The sequence below is a fragment of the Streptomyces sp. NPDC001070 genome (assembly GCF_053598835.1).
On the sequence record NZ_JBSFLB010000002.1, the window covers coordinates 362,130 to 378,927 of the forward strand.

At 73.6% G+C, this 16,798-nt stretch carries 17 protein-coding genes; 10 read left to right on the forward strand and 7 right to left on the reverse strand.

Features of this window, described 5'->3' with window-relative positions; genetic code table 11:
- Positions 1-72: 72 nt before the first annotated feature.
- Positions 73-903: a DUF3097 domain-containing protein gene (locus tag ACWDAS_RS03890; protein WP_450387158.1), complete on the reverse strand. Its 831-nt coding sequence runs from the start codon at positions 901-903 to the stop codon at positions 73-75.
- Positions 904-933: 30 nt separating this feature from the next.
- On the reverse strand, positions 934-1,665 hold the full coding sequence (locus ACWDAS_RS03895) for an MBL fold metallo-hydrolase (protein ID WP_450387160.1): 732 nt from the start codon (positions 1,663-1,665) through the stop codon (positions 934-936).
- A 202-nt stretch (positions 1,666-1,867) separates the two neighbouring features.
- Here ACWDAS_RS03895 and hrcA point away from each other — a divergent pair, with 202 nt between their 5' ends.
- The 8 genes from hrcA to ACWDAS_RS03935 all read left to right on the forward strand — a co-directional run bounded on the left by hrcA (position 1,868) and on the right by ACWDAS_RS03935 (position 11,321).
- A complete protein-coding gene (gene hrcA, locus ACWDAS_RS03900) occupies positions 1,868-2,884 on the forward strand; it encodes a heat-inducible transcriptional repressor HrcA (protein ID WP_450387161.1) in 1,017 nt (338 codons plus the stop codon).
- Positions 2,884-4,023, forward strand: coding sequence for a molecular chaperone DnaJ (dnaJ, locus tag ACWDAS_RS03905; RefSeq protein ID WP_450387162.1), 1,140 nt, complete (start codon positions 2,884-2,886; stop codon positions 4,021-4,023). The genes hrcA and dnaJ overlap by 1 nt, the downstream gene beginning before the upstream one ends.
- Positions 4,024-4,147: 124 nt before the next feature.
- Complete coding sequence (locus tag ACWDAS_RS03910) at positions 4,148-4,885, forward strand: 16S rRNA (uracil(1498)-N(3))-methyltransferase (protein ID WP_450387164.1); 738 nt, start codon at positions 4,148-4,150, stop codon at positions 4,883-4,885.
- A 107-nt stretch (positions 4,886-4,992) separates the two neighbouring features.
- Positions 4,993-8,292 (forward strand): S41 family peptidase, encoded by a 3,300-nt coding sequence (locus tag ACWDAS_RS03915; protein ID WP_450387166.1) that lies wholly within the window; start codon positions 4,993-4,995, stop codon positions 8,290-8,292.
- A 130-nt stretch (positions 8,293-8,422) separates the two neighbouring features.
- Complete coding sequence (locus ACWDAS_RS03920; RefSeq protein ID WP_450387168.1) at positions 8,423-8,782, forward strand: histidine triad nucleotide-binding protein; 360 nt, start codon at positions 8,423-8,425, stop codon at positions 8,780-8,782.
- Between the two features lie 6 nt (positions 8,783-8,788).
- Positions 8,789-9,703 carry a ribonuclease Z gene (locus tag ACWDAS_RS03925; RefSeq protein WP_450387170.1) on the forward strand — a complete coding sequence of 305 codons (915 nt, stop codon included), beginning with the start codon at positions 8,789-8,791 and terminating at the stop codon, positions 9,701-9,703.
- A 41-nt stretch (positions 9,704-9,744) separates the two neighbouring features.
- Complete coding sequence (locus ACWDAS_RS03930; protein ID WP_450387172.1) at positions 9,745-10,734, forward strand: adenosine deaminase; 990 nt, start codon at positions 9,745-9,747, stop codon at positions 10,732-10,734.
- A gap of 71 nt (positions 10,735-10,805) precedes the next feature.
- Positions 10,806-11,321 carry a hypothetical protein gene (locus tag ACWDAS_RS03935; protein ID WP_450387173.1) on the forward strand — a complete coding sequence of 172 codons (516 nt, stop codon included), beginning with the start codon at positions 10,806-10,808 and terminating at the stop codon, positions 11,319-11,321.
- Here ACWDAS_RS03935 and ACWDAS_RS03940 read toward each other — a convergent pair.
- Together ACWDAS_RS03940 and ACWDAS_RS03945 are read right to left on the reverse strand one after the other, a co-directional pair.
- Complete coding sequence (locus ACWDAS_RS03940) at positions 11,309-12,124, reverse strand: HAD family acid phosphatase (RefSeq protein WP_450387175.1); 816 nt, start codon at positions 12,122-12,124, stop codon at positions 11,309-11,311. The genes ACWDAS_RS03935 and ACWDAS_RS03940 overlap by 13 nt on opposite strands.
- A gap of 261 nt (positions 12,125-12,385) precedes the next feature.
- Positions 12,386-13,264, reverse strand: coding sequence for an FHA domain-containing protein (locus ACWDAS_RS03945; RefSeq protein ID WP_450387177.1), 879 nt, complete (start codon positions 13,262-13,264; stop codon positions 12,386-12,388).
- Positions 13,265-13,392: 128 nt separating this feature from the next.
- Between ACWDAS_RS03945 and ACWDAS_RS03950 the strand changes: the two genes are divergently transcribed.
- On the forward strand, positions 13,393-14,490 hold the full coding sequence (locus tag ACWDAS_RS03950; RefSeq protein WP_450387179.1) for a carbohydrate kinase family protein: 1,098 nt from the start codon (positions 13,393-13,395) through the stop codon (positions 14,488-14,490).
- A gap of 31 nt (positions 14,491-14,521) precedes the next feature.
- Here ACWDAS_RS03950 and ACWDAS_RS03955 read toward each other — a convergent pair whose 3' ends face one another.
- Genes ACWDAS_RS03955 through ACWDAS_RS03965 form a run of 3 tightly spaced genes read right to left on the reverse strand, consistent with a single transcriptional unit; the run spans position 14,522 to position 15,637 of the window.
- On the reverse strand, positions 14,522-14,911 hold the full coding sequence (locus ACWDAS_RS03955) for a type II toxin-antitoxin system VapC family toxin (RefSeq protein ID WP_450387181.1): 390 nt from the start codon (positions 14,909-14,911) through the stop codon (positions 14,522-14,524).
- The gene (locus tag ACWDAS_RS03960; protein WP_450387183.1) at positions 14,908-15,081 is read right to left on the reverse strand and encodes a hypothetical protein; all 174 of its coding nucleotides are present in this window, start codon (positions 15,079-15,081) and stop codon (positions 14,908-14,910) included. The genes ACWDAS_RS03955 and ACWDAS_RS03960 overlap by 4 nt, the downstream gene beginning before the upstream one ends.
- Positions 15,082-15,121: 40 nt before the next feature.
- On the reverse strand, positions 15,122-15,637 hold the full coding sequence (locus ACWDAS_RS03965) for a GNAT family N-acetyltransferase (RefSeq protein ID WP_450387185.1): 516 nt from the start codon (positions 15,635-15,637) through the stop codon (positions 15,122-15,124).
- A gap of 136 nt (positions 15,638-15,773) precedes the next feature.
- On the opposite strand from ACWDAS_RS03965, the gene ACWDAS_RS03970 reads away from it, so the two are divergent.
- A complete protein-coding gene (locus ACWDAS_RS03970) occupies positions 15,774-16,787 on the forward strand; it encodes a PhoH family protein (protein WP_450387187.1) in 1,014 nt (337 codons plus the stop codon).
- The last annotated feature ends 11 nt before the right edge of the window (positions 16,788-16,798 follow it).

Below are 16,798 nucleotides of genomic sequence, written 5' to 3' on the forward strand. Positions count from 1 at the left end.
GATCGCTCGCCGGAGTGAGGCACTGCGCACACCGGCAGTGCCTCCCTGCGCTGTTCGGGGTCCTGCCGGGGCTCACTCCGGAGCCGTGACGAAGTCGATCAGCTCCTCCACCCGCCCCAGCAGTTCCGGCTGCAGGTCCTTGTACGACCGGACCGCGCCCAGGATGCGCTGCCAGGCCGCGCCGGTGTTCTCCGGCCAGCCGAGGGCGCGGCACACGCCGGTCTTCCAGTCCTGGCCGCGGGGGACGGACGGCCAGGCCGGGATGCCGAGGGAGGCGGGCTTCACGGCCTCCCAGACGTCGATGTAGGGGTGGCCCACGACCAGGACGTGCTCGCCGGTGACCGCCGCGGCGATGCGGGACTCCTTGCTGCCCGGGACGAGGTGGTCTACGAGGACGCCGAGGCGGGCGTCGGGTCCGGGGGCGAAGCCGGCGACGATGGCGGGGAGGTCGTCGACGCCGTCGAGGTACTCCACGACGACGCCTTCCGCGCGCAGGTCGTCGCCCCAGACCCGTTCGACCAGTTCCGCGTCGTGGCGGCCCTCGACGTAGATCCGGCCGGCGCGGGCCACCCGGGCCCGGGCGCCGGGGACGGCGATCGAGCCGGAGGCGGTCAGGCGCGGGCCGGCCGGCGGGGCGGCGGCGGAAGGACGCACGAGGGTGACGACGCGGCCCTCCAGGAGGAAGCCGCGGGGCGTCATGGGGAACACGCGGTGCTTGCCGAAGCGGTCCTCGAGGGTGACCGTGGGGCCCTCGGCGGTCTTCTCGCAGCGGACGACGGCACCGCAGAAGCCGGTGGACACCTCCTCGACCACCAGGTCCCGTTCGGCCGCGACCTCGGGCGCGGGTGTGGCGGGCCGCTTCCACGGCGGGGTGAGGTCGGGATCGTAGCTGCGGCTGCGCATGCCAGGGATCGTATCCGCGCGGCGCACCGCTCAAGCCGATCCGAACCGGACGGCCAGCGCGTCCCGTTGGGCGCGCACGAAGCCCGCGTCGACGACGGCGCCGTGCCCCGGCACATAGAGCGCCGTCTCGCCGCCCAGTCGCAGCAGCCGGTCCAGGGTGCCGGGCCAGGCGAGCGGGGCGGCGTCGGGGCCGGCCTGCGGCTCGCCCGACTCCTCGACGAGGTCGCCGCAGAAGACCACGGCCGGCGTCCCCGGCACCACGACCACCAGGTCGTGGGTGGTGTGCCCCTCACCCGGGTGGACCAGCAGGACCTGCCGGTCGCCGCCGAGGTCGAGCTCGTACGAGCCGTCCACGAGGTTGTCCGGGCGGACGAGGGCCTCCACCGCCCGGGACGACTCGGTCTCGCCGGCGCCGTGCTCGACCGCGTCCAGCCCCAGCGAGAAGCGCTCGCGGTCCAGATAGGTGTCGAGGGCCATCTCGCCGAAGACCTGGACGCCCTCGAAGGCGGCGGTGCCGAAGACATGATCGAAGTGGCCGTGGGTGAGTGCGATGTGGGTCACATCGCGGCCCGTCAGTTCGTGGACCTGCCGGCGCAGTGCGGCGCCCTCGGTGACCGAGGAACCCGTGTCGATCATGAGGACGCCCTCGTCGCCGACGACGACCCCGACCGTCACGTCGAGGAACGGCAGCCGCTGCCGGGCGACCCCCGGAGCGAGCTGCTCCCAGCCGCCGGGGGCCGGTGCGGTCGGTGTGGTCTCCACAACGTGACGGTATCCCCGCGGACGGGGTCGCGCCCGCTACGGTGGCCGGTCAAGGGCGCCCCGGGCCGGACCTGTGGACGGCCCTTGCCGAGGTGTTGCCACCCCGCCGTACACTGACTTGGGGAAAACTGGCACTCAAAGAAGAGGAGTGCCAGGCCGCAGGGGCCACGACCGTACGGTGACGAGCGACTGGAGGTGCGCGATGCTCAGTGAACGACGGCTCGAAGTGCTGCGTGCCATCGTCCAGGACTACGTGGGCACCGAGGAACCGGTCGGTTCGAAGGCGCTCACCGAACGCCACCGCCTCGGCGTGTCCCCGGCCACCGTCCGCAACGACATGGCCGTGCTGGAGGACGAGGGCTACATCCAGCAGCCCCACACCAGCGCCGGCCGCGTGCCGACCGACAAGGGCTACCGGCTCTTCGTCGATCGGCTCACCAGCGTCAAGCCGCTGTCCGGCGCCGAGCGCCGGGCCATCCAGAACTTCCTGGACGGCGCCGTCGACCTCGACGACGTCGTGGCCCGCACGGTCCGGCTGCTCGCGCAGCTGACCCGGCAGGTCGCGATCGTCCAGTACCCGTCGCTCACCCGCTCGACCGTGCGCCACGTCGAGCTGCTCGCGCTCGCCCCGGCCCGGATCATGCTCGTGCTGATCACGGACACCGGACGGGTGGAGCAGCGGCTGGTGGACGCCCCGGCCCCGGTCGGGGAGACCGTGCTGGCCGATCTGCGGGCCCGGCTGAACAGCCGGGTGGTGGGCCGCCGGTTCACCGACGTCCCGCAGCTGGTGCAGGAGCTCCCCGAGGGCTTCGAGCCCGACGACCGGCCCTCCGTCCAGGTGGTTCTCGCCACACTGCTGGAGACCCTGGTCGAGGAGACCGAGGAGCGGATCATGCTCGGCGGCACGGCCAACCTGACCCGCTTCGGGCACGACTTCCCCCTCACGATCCGCCCGGTGCTGGAGGCACTTGAGGAGCAGGTGGTGCTCCTCAAGCTGCTGGGCGAGGCGAAGGACTCGGGCGTGACGGTGCGAATCGGTCACGAGAACTTCCATGAGGGCCTCAACTCCACATCGGTCGTCTCCGTCGGCTACGGTTCGGGCGACGAGGCGGTCGCGAAACTCGGCGTGGTCGGACCGACCCGCATGGACTACCCCGGAACGATGGGAGCGGTACGCGCAGTGGCACGTTACGTCGGACAGATCCTGGCGGAGTCGTAGTGGCCACGGACTATTACGCGGTGCTCGGCGTCCGCCGCGACGCCGGCCCGGACGAGATCAAGAAGGCCTTCCGCCGTCTCGCGCGCGAGCTGCACCCGGACGTCAATCCGGACCCGAAGACCCAGGAGCGGTTCAAGGAGATCAACGCCGCTTACGAGGTGCTCTCGGACCCGCAGAAGAAGCAGGTCTACGACCTCGGCGGCGACCCGCTGTCCGCCAACGGCGGCGGGGCGGGCGCGGGCGCCGGCTTCGGCGCGGGCTTCGGCAACTTCAGCGACATCATGGACGCCTTCTTCGGCACGGCGTCCCAGCGCGGTCCGCGCTCGCGCACGCGGCGCGGCCAGGACGCGATGATCCGGCTGGAGATCGAGCTGGACGAGGCGGCCTTCGGCACGACCAAGGACATCCAGGTCGACACGGCCATCGTCTGCAACACCTGTCACGGCGAGGGCGCCGCCCCGGGCACGTCCGCGCAGACCTGTGACATGTGCCGCGGCCGCGGTGAGGTCTCCCAGGTCACGCGGTCCTTCCTCGGCCAGGTCATGACCTCCCGGCCGTGCCCGCAGTGCCAGGGCTTCGGCACCGTCGTCCCCACCCCGTGCCCGGAGTGCGCGGGCGACGGCCGGATCCGCTCGCGGCGCACGCTGACGGTCAAGATCCCGGCCGGCGTCGACAACGGGACCCGCATCCAGCTGGCGGGCGAGGGCGAGGTCGGCCCGGGCGGCGGCCCCGCCGGCGACCTCTACGTCGAGATCCGCGAGCTGCCGCACTCGGTCTTCCAGCGGCGCGGCGACGACCTGCACTGCACCGTCACCATCCCGATGACGGCCGCGGCGCTCGGCACCAAGGTCCCGCTGGAGACGCTGGACGGCCTGGAGGAGGTCGACATCCGACCCGGCACCCAGTCCGGACAGTCGATCCCGCTCCACCAGCGCGGCGTCACGCACCTGCGGGGCGGCGGCCGGGGCGACCTCATCGTGCACGTCGAGGTCCAGACCCCGACCAAGCTCGACCCGGAGCAGGAGGAGCTGCTGCGCCGCATGGCGAAGCTGCGCGGCGAGGAGCGGCCCCTGGGGCAGTTCCAGCCGGGCCAGCAGGGGCTGTTCTCCCGGCTCAAGGACGCGTTCAACGGACGTTAGGCGGTAACGCCGGCGCCCGCGGGCCCGCGGTCCGGGGTGTTCCACCCCGGACCGCGGGCCGTGTCGTGCCGTGAAACGATGGGCGCATGGCCGCCCTGACCGACTCCCGCGCGCGGACCGCGCCGTGACCGCCCCCGTCTTCGTCGTCGAGCCGGACGCGCTGGGCCGGGAACGCATCACGCTCTCCGGCCCCGAGGGGCGGCACGCGGTCGCCGTGCGCCGGCTGCGCGTCGGCGAGGAGATCGTCCTCACCGACGGCCTCGGACGCGGCGCGTACGGCACCGTGGCGGCGGTCGACGGCAAGGACACCCTCGAGGTCGCCGTCGCCGGCGTCCGTGAGGAGCCCGAGCCCCGCCCGCGGATCACCGTCGTCCAGGCCCTGCCCAAGGGCGACCGCGGCGAGGTCGCCGTGGAGACCATGACCGAGGTCGGCGTCGACGCGGTCGTGCCGTGGGCCGCCGCGCGCTGCATCACCCAGTGGAAGGGGGAACGCGGCGCCAAGTCCCTCGCCAAGTGGCGCTCCACCGCCCGTGAGGCCGCCAAGCAGGCCCGCCGACTGCGGTTCCCCGAGGTCACCGACCTGATGACGACACGTCAGCTCGCCGGGCTGCTGTCCGGCGCGGCCTTCGCCGCCGTCCTCCACGAGGAGGGCTCGGAGCCGCTCGCCACCGCCCCGCTGCCGCCGGAGGGCGACATCGTCCTCCTCGTCGGCCCCGAGGGCGGTGTCTCCCCGGACGAACTCGACGCCTTCGCCGCCGCCGGCGCCAAGCCCTACCGCCTCGGCGCGAGCGTCCTGCGCACCTCCACCGCGGGCGTCGCCGCCGCCGCCCTCCTCCTCGGCCGTACGGGCCGCTGGGGCTGACACTCGGGCGTCCCGGGGTGTTCCCGAAATGCCCCGGGAGGACGTCCCGGGGGCAATGAGATCGAAAACCCCTGACCAGCAGGGCACCGGGTGGTTAATGTGACGACGTGACGCAGCCGCAGCCTTCGCACCCCTCGTACCTCCGCTTTCCGCACCTGCACGGTGACCTGATCACCTTCACCGCCGAGGACGACGTCTGGGCCGCCCCGCTGGACGGCGCCGGGCGGGCCTGGCGGGTCAGCGCGGACAACATGCCGGTCGGCCATCCACGGTTCTCGCCCGACGGGGCGCACATCGCGTGGACCTCGACGCGGGACGGCTCGCCCGAGGTGCACGTGGCGGCCGCCGACGGCGGGCCGTCGAAGCGGCTGACGTACTGGGGCAGCGGCCGCACCGGCGTGCGGGGCTGGACGCCCGGTGGTGAGGTGCTGGCCATCAGCGCGTACGGGCAGGCGTCACTGCGCCGCAGCTGGGCGCGGGCGGTCCCGCTCGACGGCGGTCCGGCGCGGACGCTGCCGTACGGTCCGGTCGGGGACGTCGCCTACGGTCCGGACGGGGCCGTGCTCCTGCTGTCGGCGACGATGGGCCGCGAGGCCGCGGCGTGGAAGCGCTACCGGGGCGGCACCGCGGGCAAGCTGTGGATCGACCGCACGGGCGACGGGGAGTTCGAGCGGCTCCACGCGGAGCTGGACGGCAACCTGGAGTGCCCGATGTGGGTGGGTGGGGTCCCCCATGCCGAAGGCCAGGGACGGATCGCCTTCCTCTCCGACCACGAAGGCGTGGGCGCGGTCTACTCCAGCCTCCCGGACGGCAGTGACCTGCGCCGCCACACCGCCGTGGAGGAGGGCGGCTTCTACGCCCGCCAGGCCGCCACCGACGGCACCCGCGTCATCTACACCAGCACCGGGCGGCTGTTCCTGCTGGACGACCTCGACGGGGCCGAGGCCCGCCCGCTCGACGTACGCCTGGGCGGCCAGCGCGGGGACCTGCAGCCGCACCCCGTCCACGCCTCCCACCACCTCGGCGACGCCCGGCCGGACCACACCGGCCGCGGCAGCGCCGTCGAGATCCGGGGCACGACGCACTGGGTCACCCACCGCGGCGGCCCGGCGCGGGCGCTGTCCGCCGAGCCGGGGGTGCGCACACGGCTGCCCCGCGTGTTCGGCGGCGAGGGCGACCAGCAGGTCGTGTGGGTCACCGATGCCGAGGGCGAGGACGCCCTGGAGATCGCCCCCGCGGCGGGCACCGGCTCGGCCGCGCCCCGCCGGCTGGCCGCGGGGCGGCTCGGCCGGGTCCTGGCGATGACCGTCTCCCCCGACGGCCACCGGATCGCCGTCGCCTCGCACGACGGCCGGGTGCTGCTCGTCGAGGCGCAGACCGGCGAGGTCCGCACCGTCCTGGAGAGCGAGCACGGCCACGCCAGCGGCCTCGCCTTCTCGCCCGACTCGGCCTGGCTCGCCTGGTCGCACGCCGGGCCCGAGCCGCTGCGCCAACTCAAGCTCGCCTCCACGGCCGACCTGACCGTGGTCGACGCGACCCCGCTGCGCTTCCGGGACTTCTCGCCCGCCTTCACCTCCGACGGCAAGCACCTGGCGTTCCTCTCCGAGCGGTCCTTCGACCCGGTCTACGACGAGCACGTCTTCGACCTCGCCTTCCTCGGCGCCTGCCGCCCGCACCTGATCACTCTCGCCGCCACCACCCCCTCGCCCTTCGGCCCGCAGCGCCACGGGCGGCCCGTCGACTCCTCCGCCGAGGACAAGGACGGCGACGACCGCGGCCAGGACGAGGGCAAGAAGGACGCGCGCAAGGAGGACGGCGAGGACCGCCCCCGCACGCCCGCGACGAAGGTCGACGCCGAGGGCCTGGCCGACCGCATCGTGCCCTTCCCGGTGGAGGCCGCCCGCTACTCCACGCTCCGGGCCGCCAAGGACGGCGTCCTGTGGCTGCGCCACCCCGTGCGCGGGGTCCTGGGCGCGAGCCTGGCATCCCCCGAGGCCGAGCCGCCGTCCACCGCGCTGGAGCGGTACGACCTCAAGCAACTGCGCGTGGAGGACATCGCCGACGACGCCGACGACTACGCCGTCAGCGGCGACGGCAACAAGGTGCTGGTGACGTCCGGTCACCGGCTGCGGGTCGCGGCGGCCGACCACAAGTCGACGTCCTCGGACGACGAGACCGACAGCAATGTCACCGTCGACCTCTCCCGGGTCCGCGTGACCGTCGACCCGCATGCCGAATGGCGTCAGATGTACGACGAGGCCCACCGCCTCATGCGCGACAACTTCTGGCGCGCCGACATGGGCGGCGTCGACTGGGACGGCGTGCGCGAACGCTACCGGCCCGTGCTGGACCGGGTCGCCACCCACGACGACCTCGTCGACCTGCTCTGGGAGGTCGCGGGCGAGCTGAACACCTCGCACGCCTACGTCATACCGCCCGGCGGCCGCGGCGACTCCCTGCACCGCCAGGGCCTGCTCGGCGCCGACCTCGCCGCCGACGCGGACGGCGTCTGGCGCGTCGAGCGGGTCCTGCCCTCCGAGACCTCCGACCCGCGCGCCCGCTCCCCGCTCGCCGCGCCCGGCGTCGCGGTGCGCGCCGGCGACGCGATCCTCGCCGTGGACGGACGGCCCGTCGACCCGCTGACCGGCCCCGGGCCGCTGCTGATCGGCACGGTGCGCAAGCCCGTCGAGCTCACCGTCGCCCCGGCCGACGGCGGCGCGGTGCGCCATGTCGTCGTCGTGCCCATCTCGGACGAGGAGTCGCTGCGCTACCACGACTGGGTCGCCGGGCGCCGGGCGTACGTGCGCGAGCTGTCGGGTGGCCGGCTGGGGTATCTGCACGTGCCCGACATGGTCGGCTCAGGCTGGGCGCAGCTCCACCGCGACCTGCGCGTCGAGGTCGCCCGGGAGGGCCTGATCGTGGACGTGCGGGAGAACCGCGGCGGCCACACCTCGCAGCTGGTCGTGGAGAAGCTCGCGCGGCGGATCGTCGGCTGGGACGTGCCGCGCGGGCTGCCCGCCTTCAGCTACCCGCTGGACGCGCCGCGCGGGCCCGTCGTGGCGGTCGCCAACGAGTTCTCCGGCTCGGACGGGGACATCGTCAACGCGGCGATCAGGGCGCTGGGGATCGGTCCCGTGGTGGGGACCAGGACCTGGGGCGGCGTCATCGGCATCGACTCCCGCTACCACCTGGTCGACGGGACGCTGGTCACCCAGCCGAAGTACGCGACGTGGCTGGAGGGCGTGGGCTGGGACGTGGAGAACCACGGCGTCGACCCGGACGTCGAGGTCGTGCACACCCCGCAGGACTCGGCCGCCGGGCGCGACCCGCAGCTGGACGAGGCCGTCCGCCTCGCCCTGGAGGCGCTGGAGGCCAACCCGGCCCGTACGGCGCCCCCGCTGCCGTAGCGGCGGCCGCGCCGCCGGGCCCCGCGGAACCGGGGGCCCGGCGCGTCCCGGGCCCGGCGACGGCGCGCCGCCGCAAGGGGCACCGGTAGCATGCGGGACGTACTGATCAACCCCTGGACGGAGGCGTCAGGTGGCAGGAGAACCGCAGGCGGACTGCCTGTTCTGCAAGATCGCCGCGGGGAACGTGCCCGCGACCGTCGTGCGGGAGACCGCGACGACCGTCGCGTTCCGCGACATCAACCCGCAGGCACCGACGCACGTCCTGGTCATCCCCAAGGCGCACTACGCGGACGCCGCGACGCTGGCCGCCGAGGCGCCGGAGCTCGTCGCGGACATACTGCGGGAGGCGGGCGAGGTCGCGGCCGAGGACAAGGTCGACGGCACCGGGTACCGGATCGTGTTCAACACCGGTGCCGGGGCGGGCCAGACCGTCTTCCACGCGCACGCCCACGTGCTGGGCGGGCGCGGCCTCGAGTGGCCGCCCGGATAGGTCCCCGTGTCCGCACGCGAACTGGTCGTGCTCGGCACGGCCAGCCAGGTCCCGACCCGGCACCGCAACCACAACGGCTACTTCCTGCGCTGGGACGCCGAGGGCATCCTCTTCGACCCGGGTGAGGGCACCCAGCGCCAGATGCTGCGGGCGGGCGTCGCGGCGCACGACCTGACCCGGCTGTGCGTGACCCACTTCCACGGCGACCACAGCCTGGGCCTGGCCGGGGTGATCCAGCGGATCAACCTCGACCGGGTGCCGCACCCGGTCACGGCCCACTACCCCGAGTCCGGCAAGCGCTTCTTCGACCGGTTGCGCTACGCCACCGCCTACCGCGAGACCGTGGGGCTGCGCGAGGAACCGGTGAAGGGCGAGGCGGCCGTGCTGGCGCAGACGGACGCCTTCCTGCTGGAGGCGCGCCGGCTGTCGCACCCGGTGGAGGCGTACGGCTACCGGCTGATCGAGCCCGACGGGCGCCGCATGCTGCCCGAGCGGCTCGCGGCGCACGGCATCACCGGCCCGGCGGTGGGCAGGCTGCAGCGCGAGGGCGAGGCCGGCGGGGTGACGCTCGCCGAGGTGAGCGAGCCGCGCCCGGGCCAGCGTTTCGCCTTCGTGATGGACACCCGGCTGTGCGACGCGGTGTACGCCCTAGCGGAGGGCTGCGACCTGCTCGTCATCGAGTCGACCTTCCTGGACGAGGACGCCGCGCTGGCGGACGAGCACGGGCATCTGACGGCCGGTCAGGCGGCCCGGGTCGCCGCCGAGTCGGGCGTCCGGCACCTGGTGCTCACGCACTTCTCGCAGCGCTACACCGACCCGGCGGACTTCGAGCGCCAGGCGCGGGCCGCGGGCTTCGAGGGCGAGTTGACGGTCGCCCGGGACCTCGGCCGGGTGCCCGTGCCCAAGCGCCGCCCGTTGTAGCCGGAAGGCCGCCGCACGCCCCTGACCTGTACGGTTGCCGGGTGAGCATCCCGAAGGCCGAACTCCATCTGCACATCGAAGGCACCCTCGAACCCGAGCTCGCCTTCGCCCTCGCCGAGCGCAACGGCGTCGACCTGCCGTACGCCTCGACCGAGGAGTTGCGGCAGGCGTACTCCTTCAGCGACCTGCAGTCCTTCCTGGACCTGTACTACGCGCTGATGGCCGTGCTGCGCACCGAGGAGGACTTCGCCGACCTCGCCGACGCGTACCTCGCCCGCGCGGCCGTGCAGGGCGTGCGGCACGCCGAGATCTTCTTCGACCCGCAGGCGCACACCGCGCGCGGCGTCCCGATCGGCACGGTCGTCGAGGGACTGGCGCGGGCGCTGGACCGCAGCCGGGAGCGGCACGGCGTCAGCACGCAGCTGATCATGTGCTTCCTGCGGGACGAGTCCGCCGAGTCCGCGATGGAGACCTTCGAGGCCGCCCGGCCCCACCTGCACCGCATCAGCGCCGTCGGCCTGGACTCCGCAGAGGTGGGCCACCCGCCGTCGAAGTTCCGCGCGGTGTACGAGGCGGCCGCGGCGGCGGGCCTGCGCCGGGTCGCCCACGCGGGCGAGGAGGGCCCGCCGGCGTACGTGTGGGAGGCGCTGGACGTGCTCGGCGTCGACCGGATCGACCACGGCATCCGCAGCATGGAGGACCCGGAGCTGGTGGCCCGGCTCGTCCGCGACCAGGTCCCGCTGACCGTCTGCCCGCTGTCCAACGTGCGGCTGCGCTGCGTGGACACCCTCGCCGACCACCCGCTGCCCGCGATGCTCGACGCGGGGCTGCTGGTCACGGTCAACTCCGACGACCCCGCCTACTTCGGCGGTTACGCCGGCGACACCTTCGACGCCGTGGCGGGCGCGCTCCCGCTCGGCGAGGACGCCCTGCGGCGGCTGGCCCGCAACTCCTTCCGGGCCGCCTTCCTCGACGGCGACGAGGACCTGCGGGCCCGGTACCTCGCCGAGGTGGACGCCTACACGTTCTGAGTGCGGCCGCGCGTGCCCGTCTGAGTACGCGCACTCATGCGGGCCGCCGCGCGGAGGCGGAGCATGGAGTCATGCGCAAGCATCCGATACGGCCCGCAGCGGCCGTCACGCTGATCGTGACCACGCCCGTCGCCACGTGGGGGCTGATGGGCCGGCAGGACGCCGCCGGTTTCGCGCCCTCCGAACTGGACTACATGGTGCGGCCCTTCGCCATCCCGGCGGGGCTGGAGACCGGACTCGGCGTGGCCGCCGCCGTGCTGGCCACGGGCGCGGCGGTGGTGCTGGGCCGCGCCTCCCGGCCTGGGCCGGACCGGCTCGACGGCCGGTGGTGGGAGGTGATCGGGCCGCTGGTGGCGGCCGGGGTGCTGGCGGCCGCCGTCTGGCGGACGGTGACGGCGGGGGTCATCGGCGCCAACATCGGCGCCGGGCTGGCGATCCTGCTCGGCGGGCCCGTCATCGCCGGGCTGGTCCTGTGGTCGCTCGGCCGGGGCCTGTGGCTGGCCCGCTCGCGGCACCGCGGCCCCCGTCCCCCGCGCGGGGGGACGGGCACCGCGGGGTGGCGGCCCGCCGCGGGTCAGGGCACGTAGTACATCGGGTTGGGGAGCTTGAACGACTTGTCGGCGTGACCGCCGCTCAGGTCGCTGTACTGGTCGCCGAAGTTGGCGAGGATGTTGTAGCCCTGCGCCTCGATGTGGGCCCGGGTGCCCGCCTTGTAGTCGGCGGTGGAGCAGGTCCAGGTCGGGGCGGAGCAGGGCAGGTAGTCGGTGGCGACCTTGTTCTTCAGGAAGAAGTGGGCCGGGTCGGCGGCCGAGGTGTAGCCGGCGGTCCCCAGGTTGCGGACGCTCGCGGCGCGCTGCGTCTCCGGGCGGCCGGTGATCCAGAAGACCGTGACGCCGTGCTCGGCGGCCCAGTTGGCCAGCGCGGGCATGCCGAAGACCGGGGCCATGTCCTTGTTCTGGATGTAGGCGTCGTTGGAGGCCGGCGTGTAGTTGAAGCCCACCTCCAGCTCGTAGTTGTACGTCAGCAGGGACGTGTCGTCGACGTCGAGGACGATCGCCGGCTTGCCGTGGCCGTGGTGCGCGGACTTCGTGAGGGCGTCCTGCAGGTAGCTCCTGGCCTTCTTCTCGATCCCGGCGACCTGCTTGGCGTAGTTGCCGTCGGGGGAGGCGTAGTGCTCACCGGAGGCGTCGACGGTGTCGCCGTAGTACGCCTTGATCTCGGTGACCACGTCGGTCAGGTTGGGTATCTGCTTGTCGCTGCGGGGCACGGACGTGTCCGCGGTCGCCGCGCCCACCCCGTAGAGGGTGGCGGCGGCCGCCGCCGCGGCGACGGTGGCGGCGAGGGCGCGTGCGCGCCCGCGGGTGAACGCGGACGGTCTGGCTGCGGGCATCTGCTGGCTCCTTCGACACGGGGTGACGGCCGCACGGGCAGGCACACGCCGTTCAGGGGGAACGTCCGTCCCTGCGGGGCTCGTTGACGCGGGCGAACCTAGACGCCCCGATCACGGCTGGTCAAGGATCATCTACGCGCGATGACCCGGGATCGCCGCCCGGGGACGAATCAGCCCAGGTCACCACGTGGGGAAAGGACCGGCAAAGCTTTGGTATGGCGCTGGGCCCGGGTCGCGGACCGCGGACCCGCCGTCCGCGGGTCAGTGGCGGTGCCGCCCCGGGCGGTGCCGTCCCGTGGCCGCGCCCCGCCTGCGGGTGGCCCGGGACAGGGCCGCCCCGGCCGCGAAGAACAGCGCCCCCACCCCGAACGCGGTGAAGCCCAGCGGTGCCTTCGGCAGCCCCCACAGCGTCTCGGCGAAGGGGTCGGGCGGCGCCTGCGCGCTGCCCGCGCCGCCCAGGAGGCCGAGGATCAGCGACACCCAGACGGCGAACCCGGCCAGGGCCACCAGCGCACCGGCGGCCATGAGCACCCGGCCCGGCCCCCGCACCCGGAACAACCCGGCACAGGCCTCCTCGGCGGCGCCCGGGTCCGCCTCGTGGCCGCCGTCCTCGGCGTAGCGGCGGCGCCCGGCGAGGTACTGGGCGCGTCCCGTGGGGTAGCGGCGGCCGTGCCGGGCGCCGGTCCGGTCGCGGGCGTCCCCGAGGTCGTGGACGACCGCCGGGGGCGGGGGAGCGGCGTACGGAGCATCCGGGGCGTCAGGAGCCTCCGGGGCGTCCCGGCTCCCCGGGGCGCCCGCCTCCTCCGGCCCGGCCGGCGCCGGCCGGGCCGCCTCCACCGACAGCCGCAGTTCGACGTGGCCGATGCGCAGCAGGTCCCCGTCGTGGAGAGGGTGCGGCGCGTCGAGCAGGGCCCCGTTGAGATAGGTGCCGTTGGTCGAGCCGAGGTCGCTGACCACGACATGGCTCCCGGCGCGGTTCATCGCGGCGTGCCGCCGGCTCACGCCCTCCGCGTCGAGCCGGATCCCGCTGCCGGGGAGCCTGCCGATCTCGGAGTACCCGGCCGGGATGTCGTGGGCCGCGCCGGCCTCCGGCCCCGTGGTCACGATCAGTTGTGGCGGTGCGGCCGAGTGTCCGGGCATCTCCAGCCCCTGGGAGTCATCCGCTTTCCCTCAGCATCCGTCCGCACCCGCGCGCGGACAAACGCTGGTCACGCCCCCGGGCACGCGTACGATCGGTCGGGAACCACACAGGTCGGGAGGAAGCCCGGGTGGAAGACCAGCCCGTCCTCGATCCGCTCGCGGCGGTGCGCGAGCCGGACGACCCGGAGACCGATGTGTACCTGACGGGCACGGTCTTCCTGGACATCATCTTCACCGGTCTCGACAGCGCTCCCGTGCGCGGCACCGAGTCGTGGGCCCGCGGCATGGGATCGAGTCCCGGCGGGGTGGCCAACATGGCCACCGCCCTCGCCCGGCTCGGACTGCGCACCTCGCTCGCGGCCGCGTTCGGCGACGACGTGTACGGGGACTACTGCTGGGACTCCCTCGCCGAGGGGGAGGGCATCGAACTGTCCCTGTCCCGCAAGATCCCCGGCTGGCACTCGCCGGTCACCGTCTCCATGGCGTACGAGGGCGAGCGCACCATGGTCAGCCACGGCCACGAGGCCCCGCCGCCCGAGGAGCCCGCCCCGGCGTGCCCGCCGCCGAGCCGGGCGTGCGTGGCCTCGCTGGTGCCGGGCGGCCCGCGGCAGGAGTGGATCGGCAGCGCCGCCGGCCGCGGCAGCCGGATCTTCGCCGACGTCGGCTGGGACGACAGCGGCCGCTGGGACCCGGCCGACCTCGCCGACCTGACGCACTGCGAGGCCTTCCTGCCGAACGCCTCCGAGGCCATGCGCTACACCCGCACCGACTGCCCGCGGGCCGCCGCCCGCAAGCTGGCCGAGATCGTCCCGCTGGCGGTGGTGACGCTCGGCCCGGAGGGCGCGTACGCGGTCGACTCCGGCAGCGGGCAGGAAGCCGAGGTCCCGGCGCTGTCCGTGGAGGCCCTGGACCCGACCGGGGCCGGGGACGTCTTCGTCGCGGGGTTCCTGACCGGCACCCTGGCCGACTGGCCGCTCGGCGACCGGCTGGCCTTCGCCTGCCTGACGGCCGCGCTGTCGGTGCAGGAGTTCGGGGGTTCGCTGTCGGCGCCGGGCTGGATCGAGATCGCGGCCTGGTGGCAGCACGCCAAGGCGTACGACGACCAGGACCGTTCGGCGCTGCGCCGCTACGCCTTCCTGGACGACCTGCTGCCCACAGGCACCCGCCGCTGGCCCCTGCGCCGGGCGGTGCCCACCATCGGCTTCCGGCCGCCGCCGCTCCGCTGACGCGGTGGCGGGGCCGGTGGTGGGGTCGTCGTCAGGCGATCACATCGATGGGGCAGCGGGCCGCCTTCGCGCGCTCGATCCGGGCGTCCCCCGTGACCAGGGTGAACCCCAGGTGTTCGGCGAGCGCGGCGTACGAGGCGTCGTACGCCGAGAGGTCGGTGCGCAGCTCCCAGATTCGATCGAGCAGGGCGTATCCGGGCATCCGCTGGATCGGCAGGGCGGACAGCAGGGCGATCGCCGTCTCCGCCGCCTGCTCCAGCTTTCCCCCGAGCGACAGGCCGCGGATCGCGTGGGCCGCCTCGAACTCGATGACCGCCGGTGCGTGCAGGGTCTCGCCGGACAGCCGCTTGCGCGCGAGATCACCCAGTGGGCCGCCGTGGGTGAGGGCCAGGACGAGCGCGGACGCGTCGACGACGATCACCCGCGGCGCCCCTCGTCGAGGTGTCCCAGCAGGTCCTCCACGGTGTAGTCGGTCGTCGCCGACTTCCGGGCGCTGGCCAGTATGTCGTCGACCGTCGGCGTTCTCGCCTGTTCGATCAGCCTCTGGCGCAGGTACTCGTTCAGGGACTGGTGCGTTCGCCATACCGTCACGCCAGCATGCGAAGTGCATGCATGCGTTTTGCATGCGCCGTCAGACCCGGCGCTCCAGCACCTGCCCCGGCCAGGGGTCCGCGTCGGCCTGCGGCACCGTGAAGGGCTGGGCGCGGGTGAAGCCCAGTGCCTCGTACCGCCGCACCAGGCGGCCCCCGCCGCCCGCGTAGCAGTCGACCCGCAGCAGGGAGATGCCGCGGCGCCGGGTCTCGGCGACGGCGTCGTCCACCAGGGCCGCGCCGATGCCGCTGCCGGACAGCGACCGGTCGGTGACCAGCAGCCGCAGGTACAGCTCGCGTTCGTCCACGGGCGGGGCGTAGTCGGGCTTCTCCTCGGCCAGCACGCACACGCCCGCGACCCGGCCGCCGACCTCCGCCGCGCGCAGCAGGTACTCGTCGGCGTACCGGGCGACGCGCTCCACCGCCGGGGGCCTGGAGGACCAGGGGCGGGTGCCCCACTGCCCGGTGTGGCCGCGCTCGGTCAGCCAGGCGATGGCCCCGTCCAGCAGGGCGAGCGTCGCGGGCAGGTCCCCGGGTCCTCCGGTACGGATCTCCATCCCGCAGTTCTACCCGGCGCGTGACGCAGCGTAAAACCCCTCGGAACCCCAGCCGCACCGACGTACCCTTGAACCCCAAGCCCAATGGCATGTCGAACAGCAGAAGGCGGGATGAGCAGGCCGACGAGCCTGGCCCATGACTCAGACACCGACAACGCAGCAACCGCAGGCGAGCGCCCACTTCGTCGTACCGGCCAAGCACCCCATGGTGACCGTCCTGGGGTCCGGTGACTCTCTCCTGCGCGTGATAGAGCAGGCGTTCCCGGCCGTCGACATCCATGTACGAGGCAATGAGATCAGCGCGAGCGGTGAACCCGCGGACGTCGCGCTGGTCCAGCGCCTCTTCGACGAGATGATGCTGGTGCTGCGCACCGGCCAGCCGATGACGGAGGACGCAGTGGAGCGGTCGATCGCCATGCTCCGCCAGGACAGCGGAGCCGACGGCCTGGAGGAGACCCCCTCCCAGGTGCTGACCCAGAACATCCTGTCCACCCGGGGCCGCACCATCCGCCCCAAGACCCTCAACCAGAAGCGCTACGTCGACGCCATCGACAAGCACACGATCGTCTTCGGCATCGGCCCGGCGGGCACGGGCAAGACCTACCTGGCCATGGCCAAGGCCGTCCAGGCCCTGCAGTCCAAACAGGTCAACCGGATCATCCTGACCCGCCCCGCCGTCGAGGCGGGCGAGCGCCTCGGCTTCCTGCCGGGCACGCTCTACGAGAAGATCGACCCGTACCTGCGTCCGCTGTACGACGCGCTGCACGACATGATCGACCCCGACTCGATCCCGCGCCTCATGGCGAGCGGGACGATCGAGGTCGCTCCTCTGGCGTACATGCGCGGCCGCACGCTCAACGACGCCTTCATCATCCTCGACGAGGCGCAGAACACCAGCGCCGAGCAGATGAAGATGTTCCTCACCCGGCTCGGCTTCGACTCCAAGATCGTCATCACCGGCGACGTCACGCAGATCGACCTCCCCGGCGGCACGAAGAGCGGACTGCGCCAGGTCGTGGACATCCTCGAGGGCGTCGAGGACGTGCACTTCTCGCGCCTGACGAGCACGGATGTCGTACGCCATAAGCTGGTCGGGCGCATCGTGGACGCCTACGAGCGCTACGACGACCTCAACGGCAACCGAAAGTAGCCACCGAAGCA